This is a genomic window from Kribbella sp. NPDC050470 (assembly GCF_044458365.1).
Lineage (GTDB): Bacteria > Actinomycetota > Actinomycetes > Propionibacteriales > Kribbellaceae > Kribbella.
Genome location: NZ_JBITHV010000006.1, coordinates 522,695 through 537,953 on the forward strand (window position 1 = coordinate 522,695; position 15,259 = coordinate 537,953).

A 15,259-nucleotide genomic window follows, 5' to 3' on the forward strand; every position below is an offset into this window, starting at 1 on the left:
GAGCACAAACTCGAGTTGTCGAGTCGACATTCTCGCAATTCGAGATGGCACTCGGCTGGTGCAAGGATGCGGCCTAACGTTTGTCGGCTGCATGCATCGATCTGTCGGGAGTGCTTGTGAGTTCGTCGGTCGCGGGGACCGTTTCGCCGACCCGGCAGGCGTTGCGCCGGCTACGGCGTGATCGCAGCGCGCGCCTCGGGGTGGTGCTCGTCGCGGTGCTGATCCTGGTCGCGGCCGCGGCGCCGTTGCTGGTCAAGCTGGCCGGGCAGGACCCGTACACGTACCACATCGATCTGCTCGACCCGGCCCGCGGCAACGCGCCGAAGGGCCCGATGGGTGGCGTGAGCAACGAGCATTGGTTCGGTGTGGAGCCGTTGACCGGTCGCGACCTGTTCTCGATTGTGATGCTCGGCCTGCGCACCTCGCTGGCCATCGCGATCGTGGTCACCGTCGTCACCACCGTGATCGGCACTCTGGTCGGCATCAGCGCGGCGTACTTCGGCGGCTGGTACGACGCGATCGTCTCGCGCCTGCTCGACTTCCTGTTCGGCTTCCCGCAACTGGTCTTCATGATTTCCCTGGGCATCGTTGTGCCGGCCGGCGTGCCGCGGGCGCTGCTGCTGTGCGGGGTGCTCAGCGTCTTCGGCTGGGCGACCCTGGCCCGGTTGATCCGCAACCAGGCGCGGTCGCTGGTGAACCGCGAGTTCGTCGAAGCCGCCCGCAGTGTGGGTTCGAGCGGCTGGCACGTGATCGCCCGCGAGTTGCTGCCGAACCTGCTCGGCCCGGTCCTGGTCATCGCGACGCTGGCGATCCCGGGCTACATCGGCGCCGAGGCCGCGCTGTCCTTCCTGGGCGTCGGCGTGCCACCACCGACACCAAGCCTCGGCCGGTCCATCTCCGACTCGATCGCCTGGGTCTACACCGGCGCGGATCCGTGGTTCCTGGTCTTCCCGGGGGCCGCGCTGTTCGTCGCCGTCCTCGGGTTCACCTTGCTCGGTGACGGCGTCCGGGACGCCTTCGACGTCCGGCTGAGGAGGACGCACTGATGCCCGACCTCGGCTGGTTCGTCGTACGGCGGCTCGCTGCCACCGTCCTGGTGATGCTCGTGCTGAGCCTCGCCGTCTACCTGATCTTCTACGCGATCCCGGCCGACCCGGCGCACCTGGCCTGCGGCAAGCCGTGTACGCCGGAGCGGCTCGAGCAGGCGCGGCACTTCATGCAGCTGGACCAGAGCATCATCCAGCAGTACCTGAACTTCCTCAGAGGCATCTTCGCCGGCCGCACCTTCGGCGAGGGCGCGGCGGCGGTGCACTGCGAAGCGCCCTGCTTCGGCTACTCGTTCCCACTCGCCCGTCCGGTCACCACGCTGATCCTCGAACGGCTGCCCGTGACCGCCTCGATCGCGATCGGCGCCGCCGTACTCTGGCTGCTCGCCGGTGTCTCGCTCGGTGTCGTCGCCGCGCTGAAGCGAGGGAAGCTCGCCGACCGGCTGGCCGTCGGGTTCGCGCTGATCGGGGTCGCGTCACCCTCGTTCCTGGTCGGGCTGCTGGCCATCCTGGTGTTCGGGTTCTGGCTCAACATGGTCCCGGTCAACGGCTACGTCCCGTTCACCGAGAGCCCGGTCGACTGGGCCTGGCACCTGATCACGCCCTGGCTGGTGCTCGCGTTGCTGCAGGCGGCGTCGTACATCAGGCTGACCCGGGCGCAGATGCTCGAGGAGCTGAACCTCGACCACATCACCACCGCTCGGGCCAAGGGCGCGGGGGAGGCGCGGGTCGTCCTGACCCATGGGCTGCGCGGTGCGCTGGTTCCGATCGTGACGCTGTTCGGCCTCGACCTCGGCGGTCTACTCGGCGGCGCCATCCTGACCGAGAAGGTGTTCTCCATGCAGGGCCTGGGCGAGTTGCTGATAAGCGCGGTCGGCCAGCTGGACGTCGCCGTGGTGGTAGGTACGACGCTGTTCTCGGCCTTCCTGATCATCCTCGCGAACCTGGTGGTGGACATCGTGCACGGTGCGCTCGACCCGAGGGTCAGCCATGCCTGACCGGCCGGCGCTGGAGGTCCACGACCTGCACGTGACGTTCCGGACCGAGGGCGGCCTGGTCCCTGCCGTTGACGGCATCGACTTCGCGGTCGCGCCCGGCAAGACGCTGGCCATCGTCGGCGAGTCCGGCTCGGGCAAGAGCGTCAGCTCGGCCGCCGTGATGGGTCTGCTGCCGGCGAACGCCGACGTCAAGGGCGAAGTGCTGCTCGACGGCCGTGAGCTCGTCGGCCTGTCCAACGAGGAGCTTCGCAGCGTCCGCGGCAACGACATCGCCGTGGTCTTCCAGGACGCGCTGTCCGCGCTCAACCCGTACTACAGCGTCGGCTGGCAGGTCGCTGAGGCGTACCGCCTGCACCACGACGTGCCGAAGAAGGAGGCTCGCCGGCGGGCGGTCGAGATGCTCGACCAGGTCGGCATCCCGGACGCGGCCCGGCGGGCGAACAACTACCCGCACGAGTTCTCCGGGGGAATGCGGCAGCGGGTCGTGATTGCTATGGCTCTGGTGAACAGCCCGAAGGTGCTGATCGCGGACGAGCCGACCACCGCGCTCGACGTCACCGTGCAGGCGCAGATCATGCGGCTGCTGGAGGACGTGCAGGCGGAGTTCGGTACGGCGCTGGTCCTGATCTCGCACGATCTCGGGGTGGTCGCGGAGGCGGCCGACGACGTCCTGGTGATGTACGCCGGACGCGCGGCCGAGCGCGGAACGGTCCGCGACCTGTTCCAGCGCGCGGCGCATCCGTACAGCCTCGGGCTGCTCGGTGCGATGCCGCGGGTCGACGTACCGCCGAAGCCGCGGCTGACCACGATCCAGGGCAGTCCGCCGTCGCCCGGATCCATCACGACCGGTTGCCCGTTCCAGCCGCGGTGCGCTTACACGACGCAGGTGGGTGAGCGCTGCATCACCGAGCGACCCGAGCTGACGCCGCGACCGGGCGAAGGCGATCACGAGGCCGCCTGCCATCTGGGGCGGAGGCCGGCCGTTGTCTGACGAACTGCTTCGCCTCGACGGAGTCCGCAAGCACTTCGGGGTGCGCGGCGCACCGTGGCGGTCGGGCAAGTCGGTGAAGGCTGTCGACGGAGTGGACTTCGTCGTCCGCAAGGGCGAGACGGTCGGCCTGGTCGGCGAGTCCGGCTCCGGCAAGTCGACGCTCGCCCGGGTCGCCACGCGACTGCTCGACCCGACCGCCGGCCGGGTCGCGATCGCCGGCGACGACGTCACGAAGGTGAACGGACGCAAGCTGCGGCCGGTGCGCCGCAAGGTCCAGATGGTGTTCCAGGATCCGCAGGCATCCCTGAACCCGCGGCAGTCGGTCGGCGCGATCCTGACCACGCCGTTCCTCGCGCAGGGCATCCGGCCGACCCGAGCACAGCTCGCTGAGCTGCTCCAGCAGGTGGGGCTGTCCGAGGAACACCTTGAGCGCTACCCGCACGAGTTCTCCGGCGGCCAACGCCAGCGCATCGGCATCGCGCGGGCCCTGTCGGTGAAGCCCGAGCTGCTCATCTGCGACGAGCCGGTCTCCGCGCTCGACGTGTCGGTGCAGGCGCAGGTGCTGAATCTGCTCGCCGACCTCCGCGACGAGCTCGGCCTGTCGTACGTGCTGGTCGCTCACGACCTGGCCGTCGTACGGCAGGTGGCGAGCCGGGTGGCCGTCATGTACCTCGGCACGATCGTGGAGGAGGGACCGGCTGCCCAGGTGTACTCGGCGCCGGCGCACCCGTACACGAAGGCCCTGCTGTCCGCCGTACCCGTGCCTGTGCCCGGGATCGAGCGGGATCGGATCGTGCTGTCCGGCGACGTGCCGACGCCGATCGACCCGCCGTCCGGCTGTCCGTTCCGGACCCGCTGCTACAAGGCCGAGGACGTCTGCGCGACGCAACGGCCGGTGCTCGAGCCCGTCGAGGACAGCACCGAGCACCGGGCCGCCTGCTACTTCCCTGAGCCCCCCACCTCTGAGAGGACACTATGGAGCGCACCACCCGAGCGGTCGCGGTAGCGGCCGCACTGGCGTTGGCTGTCGCCGCCTGCAACGCCAATAATCAGTCGACGAGCGGCGGCGCCGTCAGTACGGCGGCGGCCGAGGCAGGCGGCACGTTCCACGCCCTCAGCACCAGCAAGGAGATCAGCCTCGACCCGGCCAAGAGCCAGAACCTGGGCACGAGCACGATCCACCTGGTGCTGCGCGGCCTGACCTCGTGGAAGACCGCGCCGGACAAGGCGGCCGAACTGGTCCCGGACCTGGCCACCGACACCGGCAAGGTCAGCGACGGCGGCAAGACCTGGACCTACAAGCTGAAGCCGGGTCTCAAGTACGCCGACGGGTCGCCGATCGTTGCCGCCGACATCAAGTACGGCATCGAGCGGTCGTTCGCGCCGGAGCTGTCCGGCGGCCTCGGCTACCACAAGTCACTGCTGGTCGGCGGCGACAAGTACACCGGCCCGTACAAGGGCGCCCAGCTGGCGTCGGTCGAGACGCCGGACGACTCCACGATCGTGTTCAAGCTGAACAAGCCGTTCGGCGACTGGCCGTGGGTGGTCAGCATGCCGGCCTTCTCGCCGGTGCCGAAAGCGGCCGACAAGGACCCGGCGCACTACGGCGAGGACCCGGTCGCGAGCGGCCCGTACCAGGTGAAGGCGTACACGCCCGGCTCGAAGCTGGAGCTGGAGCGGAACCCGAACTGGGACAAGACGACCGACCAGGCCCGGACCGGCCTGCCGGACGCGATCGTGATCGACATGGGCCTGCAGGCCGACGTGGTCAACCAGCGGCTGATCGCGGACGCGGGTGACGACAAGTTCGCCGCCGCCACCGGTGTCTCGGTGCCGGCCGCGCTGATCCCGACCGTCTCGGGCAACCCGGCGGTCAAGTCCCGGGTCGCGACGTCGCCGTCCGGCGCGCTGCAGTACCTGGCGATGAACACAAAGCGCCCGGCGCTGGCCAACCCCGAGGTCCGCAAGGCGATCCAGTACGCCGTCGACAAGCAGGCCGTCCAGGTCGCCGAGGGTGGACCGGAGTACGGCGGTGAGATCGCCACCACCCTGATCACGCCGGGCATCGAGGGCTACCAGAAGTACGACCTGTACCAGGCGCCGCCGCAGGGCGACCCGGAGAAGGCCAAGTCGATGCTCGCGGCAGCCGGGGTGAGCAACCTCAACCTGGTCCTGGCGGCCGACAACGCGTCCGGCCTCGGCGTCGCGCAGGCGATCCAGCAGGGTCTGAAGCGGGCCGGGATCACCGTCACCATCAAGCCGCTGGAGAGCGAGCCGCTGACCGACCTGATCACCGGCAACAAGCCCGACTTCGACCTGACCGTGTCGAGCTGGCTGCCCGACTACCCGAGCGCGCTCGGCAACATCCAGCCGCTGTTCGCGTCCTCGGAGGCCGGCAACGGCGGGTACAACATCTCGCGCTACTCCAACCCGGCGGTGGACACCGCGATCAACGCGGCGACGGCCGAGTCCGACCCGGCCAAGGCGGCCTCGGCATGGAGCGCAGTGGACCAGCAGATCATGAAGGACGCCCCGATCGTCCCGCTGATCTACGCCCGCAACGCGTTCCTGCACGGCTCCAAGGTGCAGAACTTCTACCTGCCGCCGTACCCGAACGTGCTGATCGTCGGGCTGAGCAAGTAGTGGCTCAGGTCCGTCCTTCGGTCTCCTGAGCTTCGAAGAGGGTCGGCTGGGTCTCGGCGTCGAGTCCCCAGTCGGCCCTCAGCACTGTGTAGCCGGCCTTCTCGGCGGCCGCGCACACCTTGACGTCGTCGTCGACCAGGACGGCGACCGGCCGCTCGCCGGCCAGCCGCTGCAGCCGGCCGAGCTTCATCGTCACCGACGGGCGGCGGTCGGTGTTGCCGCGCATGTAGACCTTGCCGTCCGGGAACCCGTTGTCCTTCAGCCACTTGAGCGTGTCCCGGCGCAGCCGCTCGGGCCGGCCGGTCAGGTAGACGATCTCGTGGTCGGCGGCCAGTGTGGTCGCGACCGCGAGACCTTCGTCGAGGACGGCGTCCTCCTTCGCGTGCGCGAAGAACGAGTCCCAGTCCTTCGGCCGCTTCTCGATGAAGTGGATCCGCCGGCTGGTGTCGGACAACGTGGCGTCGATGTCCAGTACGGCGTACGGGCGTTGATGGTCAGGCACGTCGTCCAGCTTCCCAGGTACGGCGGTCGACGGCGTACTCGACCTCGCCGAACTCGGTGCCGGGCAGTGGGTCGTCGAAGTGCTCGTGGAAGATCCGCACGAACCGCAGCCCGGACCGCCGCATCACCGCCCGGGACCGGTGGTTGACCGCCATCGTGTCGGCGACCACCAGCTCCATCCCGAGCTCGCCGAGCGCCTTGTCGATCAGCGCCTTGGTGCCTTCGGTCGCGAACCCCTTGCCCCAGGCGACCCGGTTCAGCCGGTAACCGACGTCCACCGTCTGCGGTTCCTTGGTCGGCTGCAGCCCGAACCACCCGACGAACGCGCCGTCCGACTTCTGCTGCGCCGCGAACGTGCCGAGCTGCGGGTGCTCGTCGTACAGCTTCAGGATTCCCGGCAGCACGACGCGCTCGATCTCCGCACGCGGGGTCGGCTGCCCGGTCAGGAACCGCATCACCTCCGGATCCGAGTCCAACTCGACCAGCAGGTCGGCGTCCGCACTGGTGAACCGACGTAGTCTCAGCCGCCCGGTTTCGAGGTACACATCCACGCCGCCCATCATCCACCGCGCCCCCCACCCCGCCGCGCCGCCCGACGCCGTCGCACCTTGAGAAGCCACCGACCATCGCGGGCCCGCGAAAGTGGTTGGTGGCTTCTCAAGGTCGGTCGGAGCGTCCGGAGTGTGGGCGGTGTGAGGGTTGGGGTGTGTTGGGTTGGGTGGTTGTCGGTGGGTCGGGTTAGCGTTCTCAGCGCGATGGAAGAGTCGATCACGTTTCTGCACAGCTCGGACTGGCAGCTGGGGATGATGCGCCGGTTCCTGGGGCCGGACGGTCAGGCCCGGTGGGGTCAGGCCCGGCTGGATGCTGTCGCGCGGATCGGTGACGTCGCAACCAGTACCGGGGCGGCCTTCGTGGTCGTGACAGGCGACGTTTTCGAGCACAACCAGGTCGAGCGGCAGACCATCCTGCGAGCCTGTGAGGCGCTCAAGCGGATCCCGGTCCCGGTCGTCCTGCTGCCCGGCAACCACGACGCCCTCGAGCCGGGCTCGCTGTGGACGTCGGCACAGTGGCAGGCGCACGCGCCCGAGCACGTGACGGTCCTGACCGACACCAAGCCGCTGGAGATCCTGCCCGGTGTCGAAATCGTCGGCGCGCCTTGGCGTTCCCGCCGCCCGCTGTCGGACCCGGCAGTTCCCGGGTACGGCGACCTGAAGCCCACTCCGGCCGGGACGGCGCGGATCCTCCTCGCGCACGGCCAGCTGACCAGTCTCAGCGGCGGCATGTCCGACGTACCGACCATCGACCAGGCGGCCCTCGAAGCGGCCGTCGCGGACGGCCGGGTGCAGTACGTCGGTCTGGGCGACCGGCACTCCACGACCCAGGTGACCGACCGGATCTGGTTCTCCGGGACGCAGGAAGTGACGACTCCGGAGGAGACCGATCCGGGCAACGTGCTCAAGGTGACGATCGGCAAGGGTGCGATCGATGTCGAGCCGGTTCGCGTCGGTGCGTGGCACATGGTCGACCACCGGGTCGAGCTGTTCGACGAGGAGTCGCTGGACGCGCTCGAGGACTGGTTCGCCGAGCTTCCGGACAAGGAGCGCACCTACGTGCGGCTCGCCGGTGACGGGTCGCTGCCGCTGCCCTTGCACAGCCGGCTCGACATGCTCATCGACGCGCAGGGCGAGGTGTTCGCCAGCGTGGAGCGGTGGGCGAAGTTCTGGACCGTCCGGCCGGCGCCGGACGCGGCCGACCTGGACGTGTTGCAGTTGAGCGGACCGGCGCGGGCCGCGATGGAAGAGCTCCGGCAGGCGCTGGCCGCCGGTGACGAGAGCGCCGGTGCGGCGCTGTCGCTGATGCACCGCCTGGCCCGGGACGCGGGATGAGGCTGCACGCTCTGACGCTGCGGGACTTCCGCGGCGTCAAGGACCGTACCGTTCGGCTGCCCGCGCTCGGCACCACCGTCGTGGTCGGCGACAACGAGGTCGGCAAGTCCAGCCTGGTCGAGGCGTTCGCGCTGATCTTCGACCTCCCCGACGACTCGAAGTCGACCCGGATCCGCGACATCCAGCCGGTCGGCCAGGACGTCGGCCCGGAGGTGACGGCCGAGCTCACGCTGGGCGGGCGCGAGCTGACCTACACCAAGCGCTGGCTGAAGAACCGCGCCACCGAGCTCACGATCGTCGACAGCGATGGCCGCCGTACCTCATGGACCGGGCGCGAGGCGCACAACGAGGCCGAGCGGCTGTTCCACGAGCATGTCGACCCGGTCCTGTGGCAGACGTTGATGGTCAGCCAGGGGCAGTCGCTGGTGCTGCCGACGCCGGCCGATGCGGAGCCGTTGATCACCGCGGTGACCGCGGAGTCCGGGACGCCGATCGACGGTGCGTCGATGCCTCTGGTCTCGGCGGTCGAGCACGAGTACCTGCGCTACTGGACGCCGCGCGGCCGGCCGACCGGCGACCTCGCGCGGTCCGAGAAGGCCGTGGCCGCTGCCGAGCTGACCGCGGCGCAGGCGTTGAAGGCGATGGAAGAGGTCCTGCAGGACATTCGCCGGGCCGAACGGCTCGCTCTCGACCTCGAGGACGTGACGGCTCGCCGTACCGATCACCTCACGTCGGTCGAGGAGTTGCGCGAACGCAAGAAGGCGACCGATGAGATCCTGCTCCGTCGCGACTCGGTGCGGGCGCGCGCCGAGACGGCCCGGGCGCGGTTGGAGAACCACACCCGGACCAGGGTCGAGCGGGAGCGGCTGCTCGACGAGGTCGAGCGGTTCACCAAGGCCGACTCCGAGCTGACCGAACGCCGTACCGATGCCGAGACGGTCGCCAGGACCGCGGCCGAGACCGTGCACGCGGCCGAGGCGGCGCTGGCCGAGGTGGTCGAGCTCAAGGACGCCCGCCGTACCGACGTCCAGGAGGCCGAGCGGCGGGTCGCGGAGTTGATGGATCGCGCGGAGCTGGACCGGCTGCTCGGGCAGGAGGCCGAGCTCGTCGACGTACGGGCCCGGATCGCCGCGGCCGGGACGATCCTGGACCGGATCAAGGTCGACGACGCGAAGGTCGCCGCGCTCGAGGACGCGCACGCCGCGGTCGTCGAGGCCCGCGCCGCGCTCGCCGCCGGCGTCCCGGAAGTCTCGGTACGGCGACTTGGCGCCGAGCCGGTCGAGTTGTCGGGGACCGGACTGGACGTGACCGCCGGCGCGCTGCCGTCCGAGTTGGGCTTCGACGAGTCGGCCGAGGTGCTCGTCTCGGGTGAGCTGGTGGTCGGCGTACCGGGGCAGGTCGAGGTGACCGTCCGGGCCGGTGGCGAAGCGGCGACGCTGCGGTCGCGCGTGGACGAGGCGGTCCGGCGCGAGAAGGACCTCCTGAAGAAGGCCGGGGTGAAGGACGTCGCCGCCGCGCGGGAGCTGTTGCGGAAGGCGGACACGGCCGCGGCCGAGCTGAACGAGGCGCGGCGGACCGAGCGATCGTTGACCGCCGGCGGCGATCCGGGGGAGCGGATCGCGGTGCTGACCGCGCGGCTCGGGACGGACGAACCCGAGGAGGCCGCGGACAAGCAGGCTGCGGTCGAGGGCGTCCCGGGACAGATGTCGCTGTTCGAGGAGTTCGCCTCGCCACTCGACACGTTGTTCGAGGGTTTCGAGCCGCCGGCCGCCGAGCCTGGCGATCTGGCCGGTGCGCAGGCCTTCCTCGAGGAGGCCCGGGCCGGGCTGGCCGAGGCGGAGCGGTTGCTGGGCGACGCGGAGTTCGCGGCGGCGCAGGCCCGGAAGGCGGCGGACGAGGATCGGTCCGAGGCACAGAACGCGCGGGCCCGGTCGGAGATCGCGGCCGAGCGACTGGCCGCGGCGGTGGACGCGTTGGAGTCGGCTCGGGGTGTCCTCGATGACGACGCCGTGGCCTTGGCTGAGACCGAGGCGACTGCTGAGGTCGAGGCGGTGCTCGAGGAGCTGACCGCCGTACAGGAGCAGGCCGACGCGGCCGGGGCCGACGAAGTCGCCGGTGAGCTGGCGGACGCGTTGTCTGTCGCTGAGCGGTTGCAGGGGGAGCGGGACACGCTGCGCGATGCGTTGCGTACGACGGAGGGCCGGCTGGAGCAGTCGGGTCGGGACGGGCTGGCAACGCGGCGCGATGTGGCCGAGTTGGAGCTGGCCGCCGTGCGGGCCGAGCACGAGAGCCTGCGGCGGCGAGCCGAGGCGGCTCGCCGGGTGCACGAGACGTTGAGCCGGCATCGAGCCGAGGCGCAGACGAAGTACTCCGAGCCGTTGCAGAGCCGGATCGAGTCGCTCGGGCGGAGTGTGTACGGGCCGTCGTTCCGGGTCTGGCTGGACGACGACCTCGCCGTGTCGGAGCGCGAGCTGGACGGCACGCGGCTGCCGGTCGAGGCGCTCTCGACTGGTGCTCAGGAGCAGTTGGCGATCATCACCCGGCTGGCGATCAGCCACCTCGTCAGCACCGGCGAGGGAAGCGTGCCGGTGATCTTCGACGACGCGCTCGGCTGGTCGGACAAGGCCCGGCTCCGCGACATGGGCGCGCTGCTCGGCCGGGCCGGCGACCACGGGCAGATCATCATCCTGACCTGCATGCCGGACCGCTACGAGTACGTCCCCCGGGCGACCTTCATCAAGCTGGACGCTTGATCCGTTCCGGCGCGCTGTAGACGACGCAGCGGTCGCCGCGGGTGAAGCCGGCCACCGTCACGTTGAAGCGGCGGGCGAGGTCGACGGCCAGGCTGGACGGTGCGCCGACGGCCACGATCATCCCGATCCCGGCGGCGACCGCCTTCTGGACGATCTCGTAGCCGGCGCGGCCGCTGACCGCGAGGATCAGGCCCTGGCGGCTGTGGCTGTTGAGGACGGTCCAGCCGACAACCTTGTCGACGGCGTTGTGGCGGCCGACGTCCTCCTTCACCACGACCTGCCGGCCGTCGGTGGTGAACAGGCCGGCGGCGTGCAGCCCGCCGGTCCGGGAGAACATCGGCTGGCCCTCGCGCAGGAGGTCGGGCAGCCGCCGTACGACGTCGATATCCGCCTCGACCGGGTCGACTGGGGCGTAGTCGCGCTCGGCCAACTCGTCCAGGCTCTGCTGGCCGCAGACACCGCAGGCTGCCGACGTCACGCCGTACCGCTGGGGTGGCTCCCGGTCGGGCGGGCCGTCGAACGTGACGGTGACCGTGTTGAACTGCTGGTCCGGCGTCAGTTGCTGATCGGTGCAGTAGGCAACGGTCTTGATCGCGTCCGGGCGGACCGCGAACCCCTCGCCGAGGCAGAACCCGGCCGCGAGCTCGAAGTCCGAGCCCGGCGTCCGCATCGTCACCATCAGCGGCTCGGGCGGGTGCCCGGGCCATTCCAGCCGGAGCTCGAGCGGCTCTTCGGTGACGACGACGTCCTCCCGCCGGGACGTCCGGTCGCCGTCCAGCACCTCGACCTTGAACCTGGTGGTCGGACGTTTCGTCATACCCTCACCGTAGCCACTCCCGTCGTACGGCGAGCCAGTCGAGGAATGTCCAGGCGTAGAACCGCTGGTGCTCGCGCAGTGCCGGAGTGCAGCCGAACGGTGGCGGTTCGTCCGCCCTCGTCATCATGTACGCCGCGACGGCCGCGATGAAGCAGTCGAGGTACTCAGCTGGTACGTCGGCCGTGAGCGGGCTGCTCCGGATCGCGGCGGCCGTGTCGACCCCGTGGTGCTGCGCGACCGGGAGCAGGCCGACCCAGTCCATCCACCGCGGGCCCAGCGCCAGCCAGTTCCAGTCGACCGTCCAGCAGGTGCCGTCGCCGTCGATCAGCAGGTTGTCCGGCCGCAGGTCGCTGTGCGTCGCAGTCTCGCCGGCGAAGGCCTCCGGCGCCAGCTGCACCAGCTCGACCAACTCGGGCAGCACCTTCGGCACCCACGGCTGCAGGCCCGTCGGCAACGGCGCCTCGCCATCCAGAATCCGAGCCGGCGTCAGCAACGGCGAGCCGCTCTCTTCCAAGTCCACCAGGAAACTCCGCAAACCTTCGAGCGGACTCGGCTCCATCACTTCCGCGATCGCCTCACACGTCGCAGTCACAGCGTCGAAGTCCGCGATGCTCCAGGGAGTCCCCGGCATCCGCCCGTCGACCCACTCCGAAACCACCGCAAACCACTTCTGTCCAGCTGCTGTCGTGTGGGCGGTCGCGAGGATGGCCGGCACCCGGATCTCCGGCGGCAGTTGCGGGACGACCTTGGCTTCGCGTTGGTAGGCGCGGTAGGAGTGGAGGGTGTCGTCGGAGGCCTTCACGAAGACCCGGCGGCCGTCGGCCAGGCGGACCGGGGCCGCGAAGCCGCCAGTGAAGCCTGAGCTCACGGATGGGCCGGCCCCAACAACCTCGCTGCCCAGGGCAACGGTCAGGCTCTCGCGGAGGGCGAGCGGGAGTGCAGGCCAATCAGGTCGCAGCGAGGTTGCGGTGTAGTCGACGTCGGGCGCTCCGGTCATGTCCACAGACGATAGAGCGGCAAGGGAGCCGGCGCCTGTGGATTAGCGTGCGGAGCATGACTCTGCAGGTGCTCGACCTGATCGGGATCTTCGTGTTCGGCATCACCGGCGCGCTGGTCGGCGTACGCAAGCAGCTGGACGTGTTCGGCATCCTGGTGCTCGCGCTCGTCACCGGGCTCGGCGGCGGCTTCCTCCGGGACGTGCTGATCGGCGCCACCCCGCCGGCCGCGCTGCAGGACTGGCGCTACCTCGTCGTCCCGGTCGTGGCCGGGCTGGTCACGTTCTTCCTGCACCCCGGGATCGGCCGGGTCGAGCGGCTGGTGAACATCTTCGACGCGGCCGGCCTCGCGCTGTTCTGCGTGATCGGCGCCCGGAAGGCGATCGAGGCCGGCCTGTCGCCGCTGTCGGCCGCCCTGCTCGGCACCATCTCCGGCATCGGCGGCGGTGTGATCCGCGACCTGCTCAGCGGCCGCGTCCCCGTCGTACTGCGCTCCGAGATCTATGCCACACCGGCGTTCCTCGGCGCGGGCATCGTGGTGATCGCCGCGGCTCTCGACTACCACGTTCTGTGGGTGCCGATCGTGGCCGCGCTGACCTGTTTCGGCATCCGCCTGCTCGCGATCCTCCGCGGCTGGAACGCGCCGCTACCCCGCCACTCGTGACGGCGGCGCCCACCCGTTGACCACGGCGAGCAGCTCGAGGTACCGGTCCCACCGCGGATCAGCCTCGGTACGACGGAGCTCGATCAGCCGCCCGCGGAACTCGGGATCACGCCAGTCGTCGCCTAGCGCGCGGTAGCCGACGGCCATCCGCCGTACCGATGATCGGAAGGCGTCATCCTGGACCAGCGCCGCCAGCTCCAGCCACGCCTCGACCTGGTCAGCGTCGGCGTCCTCCGAGAGCACCGGCGTGAGGTTCTGCCGGACCGCGGCGAGGCCGGGGTCGTCGCCGAGCGTCGAGGTCAGGAAGTCCGCGATCAGGGCGTGGCGCTGCTGCTCGGACTGGGTGGTCAGTTCATGCATGAGTTCGAGGTCCTCCGGGGTCGAGTGCCGGCGAGCGACGACCGACAGCACCGCGTGCTGCAGCTGCAGCGTCCGGATCTGTACGGCGACCGCGTCGGCGTGTGCGGTGAGTACGTCGGCGAGCGTGCGCTCCTGGTCCAGCACGGCACGGACCGTCGCCAGATCGATGCCCAGGGCACGCAACGTCCGGATCAACTCGAGGCGGGCCGGCGCGCTGCCGTCGTACCGGCGATGGCCGGCGGCCGTACGGCGAGCCGTCAGGAGGCCCTGGTCCGAGTAGTAGCGAACTGTCTTCACCGAGACCCCGGCCCGCCGCGCCAACTCACCGATCGAGTAATCCACAGGACGACCCTCACATCTCCCCTCGGAGGAGATACAAGTCTAGTTGTGCGCGAACCTCGTCTTCGGCCGTGCGAAGGTGATCGACACGGCGGCGACGAGGGCACAGGCGATGCCGATGGCGAACGGGACCCAGTAGGCGGTGGACGCGCCCCACAGGTCGACCGCATGGCCGGCGGCGGCGTTGCCGGGGGCGACGCCAAGCAGGATGCCGGTGACGGTCCAGGTGATCGCCTCGGTCAGGCGCTGCGGCGGGACCCACTCCTCGACGCAGGCAGTGACCGCGACCATCGTCGGCGCGATCGTCATACCGCAGCCGAACAGCACCACGCCGAGCTGCCACACGCTGTTGACCCAGGGGAGTGGAGCGAGCGTGATCGCGAGCAGGATCGTGCCGATCAGCAGCCGCCGCTCGACCGGTGCGCGCCAATGCACCGAGCCGTACCAGAGACCGGCCAGCAAGCTCCCGAACGCCCAGACGGCCAGTACGACGCCGGACATGCCCGCCTGGCCTCGCTCGGTGGTGAACGCGACTGTGATGACCTCCGTGCCACCGAGAGTCGCGCCGAGACCGAGCCCGATCAGGCTGAGCAGCATGATCGACACCCAGGGGAGTGGTGCCTGCTCGGTCCCATCGGACTTGCCACGACCCGGCGGATCGGACGCCCGCAGCAGCGCCAGCCAGATGCCGCCGGCGAGTCCAAGCACTCCAGCTGCGGACAGAGCGGCGTACGGGCTGACCTGGGTCGCGAGCAGTGTGACCAGCACCGGGCCGACGATGAAGACGACCTCGTCACCGACCGCTTCGAGCGCGAACGCGGTCTGCAACGCCCGACCCCGGCCGAGCAGATGCGTCCAGCGCGCGCGGACGAACGACCCGACCTGCGGACGGGTGCCACCGGCAACGAACGACAGCACGTACAGCACCCAGGTAGCGGCGTCGGCACGGACGGCGACCAGCAGCGCGGCCAGCGCGATCGTGCAGACCACCGAGCCGATGATCAGCAGCAGGCGCTGCCCGAACCGGTCCACCATGCGGCCCTGGATCGGGCCGGTCAGCGCGCCCGCGATCACGGCGACACCGGACACCGCGCCGGCCAGGCCGTACGAACCGCTCTCCTGCGCGATCAGGATGACGATGCCGAGCCCGATCATCGAGATCGGCATACGCCCGAGGATCCCGGCGGCGAAGAACGCGCTGGCGCCGGGACGGCGCATGAGGTGGACGTAAGGCTTGAGCATGGGGGACCGGGAACACCCTAACGG

At 70.2% G+C, this 15,259-nt stretch carries 14 protein-coding genes; 8 read left to right on the top strand and 6 right to left on the bottom strand.

From position 1 onward, the window contains the following. Positions 1-116 precede the first annotated feature (116 nt). The 5 genes from ACIBGM_RS20575 to ACIBGM_RS20595 are packed head-to-tail and all read left to right on the top strand — an operon-like array spanning position 117 to position 5,678. Complete coding sequence (locus tag ACIBGM_RS20575) at positions 117-1,046, top strand: ABC transporter permease (protein WP_396386451.1); 930 nt, start codon at positions 117-119, stop codon at positions 1,044-1,046. Continuing rightward, positions 1,046-2,044, top strand: coding sequence for an ABC transporter permease (locus ACIBGM_RS20580; protein WP_396386452.1), 999 nt, complete (start codon positions 1,046-1,048; stop codon positions 2,042-2,044). The genes ACIBGM_RS20575 and ACIBGM_RS20580 overlap by 1 nt, the downstream gene beginning before the upstream one ends. Further along, positions 2,037-3,035 carry an ABC transporter ATP-binding protein gene (locus ACIBGM_RS20585; RefSeq protein WP_396386453.1) on the top strand — a complete coding sequence of 333 codons (999 nt, stop codon included), beginning with the start codon at positions 2,037-2,039 and terminating at the stop codon, positions 3,033-3,035. Before ACIBGM_RS20580 ends, ACIBGM_RS20585 begins: the two co-directional genes overlap by 8 nt. Continuing rightward, entirely contained in the window at positions 3,028-4,041 is a 1,014-nt protein-coding gene (locus ACIBGM_RS20590; protein WP_396386454.1) for an ABC transporter ATP-binding protein, read from the top strand. Before ACIBGM_RS20585 ends, ACIBGM_RS20590 begins: the two co-directional genes overlap by 8 nt. Continuing rightward, positions 4,011-5,678 carry an ABC transporter substrate-binding protein gene (locus tag ACIBGM_RS20595; protein ID WP_396386455.1) on the top strand — a complete coding sequence of 556 codons (1,668 nt, stop codon included), beginning with the start codon at positions 4,011-4,013 and terminating at the stop codon, positions 5,676-5,678. Before ACIBGM_RS20590 ends, ACIBGM_RS20595 begins: the two co-directional genes overlap by 31 nt. Positions 5,679-5,682: 4 nt before the next feature. On the opposite strand, the gene ACIBGM_RS20600 is transcribed toward ACIBGM_RS20595, so the two are convergent. After that, positions 5,683-6,180, bottom strand: coding sequence for an HAD family acid phosphatase (locus ACIBGM_RS20600; protein WP_396386456.1), 498 nt, complete (start codon positions 6,178-6,180; stop codon positions 5,683-5,685). Next, positions 6,173-6,730 (bottom strand): GNAT family N-acetyltransferase, encoded by a 558-nt coding sequence (locus tag ACIBGM_RS20605; RefSeq protein WP_396386457.1) that lies wholly within the window; start codon positions 6,728-6,730, stop codon positions 6,173-6,175. Before ACIBGM_RS20605 ends, ACIBGM_RS20600 begins: the two co-directional genes overlap by 8 nt. 204 nt (positions 6,731-6,934) lie before the next feature. Between ACIBGM_RS20605 and ACIBGM_RS20610 the strand changes: the two genes are divergently transcribed. Both ACIBGM_RS20610 and ACIBGM_RS20615 read left to right on the top strand, forming a co-directional pair. Next, a complete protein-coding gene (locus tag ACIBGM_RS20610; protein WP_396386458.1) occupies positions 6,935-8,065 on the top strand; it encodes an exonuclease SbcCD subunit D in 1,131 nt (376 codons plus the stop codon). Next, positions 8,062-10,818, top strand: a complete 2,757-nt coding sequence (locus ACIBGM_RS20615; protein ID WP_396386459.1) for an AAA family ATPase — start codon at positions 8,062-8,064, stop codon at positions 10,816-10,818. The genes ACIBGM_RS20610 and ACIBGM_RS20615 overlap by 4 nt, the downstream gene beginning before the upstream one ends. Here the strand turns inward: ACIBGM_RS20615 and fdhD are convergent. After that, complete coding sequence (gene fdhD, locus ACIBGM_RS20620; RefSeq protein ID WP_396386460.1) at positions 10,802-11,635, bottom strand: formate dehydrogenase accessory sulfurtransferase FdhD; 834 nt, start codon at positions 11,633-11,635, stop codon at positions 10,802-10,804. The two genes, ACIBGM_RS20615 and fdhD, sit on opposite strands and share 17 nt — an antisense overlap. A gap of 4 nt (positions 11,636-11,639) precedes the next feature. Then, positions 11,640-12,632 (bottom strand): phosphotransferase, encoded by a 993-nt coding sequence (locus ACIBGM_RS20625; protein ID WP_360529171.1) that lies wholly within the window; start codon positions 12,630-12,632, stop codon positions 11,640-11,642. 56 nt (positions 12,633-12,688) lie between these two features. On the opposite strand from ACIBGM_RS20625, the gene ACIBGM_RS20630 reads away from it, so the two are divergent. Beyond that, positions 12,689-13,294, top strand: a complete 606-nt coding sequence (locus ACIBGM_RS20630; protein WP_360529168.1) for a trimeric intracellular cation channel family protein — start codon at positions 12,689-12,691, stop codon at positions 13,292-13,294. Here the strand turns inward: ACIBGM_RS20630 and ACIBGM_RS20635 are convergent. Then, positions 13,277-13,996 carry a MerR family transcriptional regulator gene (locus tag ACIBGM_RS20635; RefSeq protein WP_360529165.1) on the bottom strand — a complete coding sequence of 240 codons (720 nt, stop codon included), beginning with the start codon at positions 13,994-13,996 and terminating at the stop codon, positions 13,277-13,279. The two genes, ACIBGM_RS20630 and ACIBGM_RS20635, sit on opposite strands and share 18 nt — an antisense overlap. Before the next feature lie 39 nt (positions 13,997-14,035). After that, a complete protein-coding gene (locus ACIBGM_RS20640; protein WP_360529162.1) occupies positions 14,036-15,235 on the bottom strand; it encodes an MFS transporter in 1,200 nt (399 codons plus the stop codon). Between the last annotated feature and the right edge of the window lie 24 nt (positions 15,236-15,259).

Excerpts from the sequence above, each read along its gene's own strand:
- ACIBGM_RS20595 (WP_396386455.1), top strand. The coding sequence starts at position 4,011 with ATGGAGCGCACCACCCGAGCGGTCGCGGTAGCGGCCGCACTGGCGTTG.
- ACIBGM_RS20630 (WP_360529168.1), top strand. The coding sequence starts at position 12,689 with ATGACTCTGCAGGTGCTCGACCTGATCGGGATCTTCGTGTTCGGCATC.
- fdhD (WP_396386460.1), bottom strand. The coding sequence starts at position 11,635 with ATGACGAAACGTCCGACCACCAGGTTCAAGGTCGAGGTGCTGGACGGC.
- ACIBGM_RS20610 (WP_396386458.1), top strand. The coding sequence starts at position 6,935 with ATGGAAGAGTCGATCACGTTTCTGCACAGCTCGGACTGGCAGCTGGGG.
- ACIBGM_RS20615 (WP_396386459.1), top strand. The coding sequence starts at position 8,062 with ATGAGGCTGCACGCTCTGACGCTGCGGGACTTCCGCGGCGTCAAGGAC.
- ACIBGM_RS20580 (WP_396386452.1), top strand. The coding sequence starts at position 1,046 with ATGCCCGACCTCGGCTGGTTCGTCGTACGGCGGCTCGCTGCCACCGTC.
- ACIBGM_RS20640 (WP_360529162.1), bottom strand. The coding sequence starts at position 15,235 with ATGCTCAAGCCTTACGTCCACCTCATGCGCCGTCCCGGCGCCAGCGCG.
- ACIBGM_RS20585 (WP_396386453.1), top strand. The coding sequence starts at position 2,037 with ATGCCTGACCGGCCGGCGCTGGAGGTCCACGACCTGCACGTGACGTTC.
- ACIBGM_RS20625 (WP_360529171.1), bottom strand. The coding sequence starts at position 12,632 with ATGACCGGAGCGCCCGACGTCGACTACACCGCAACCTCGCTGCGACCT.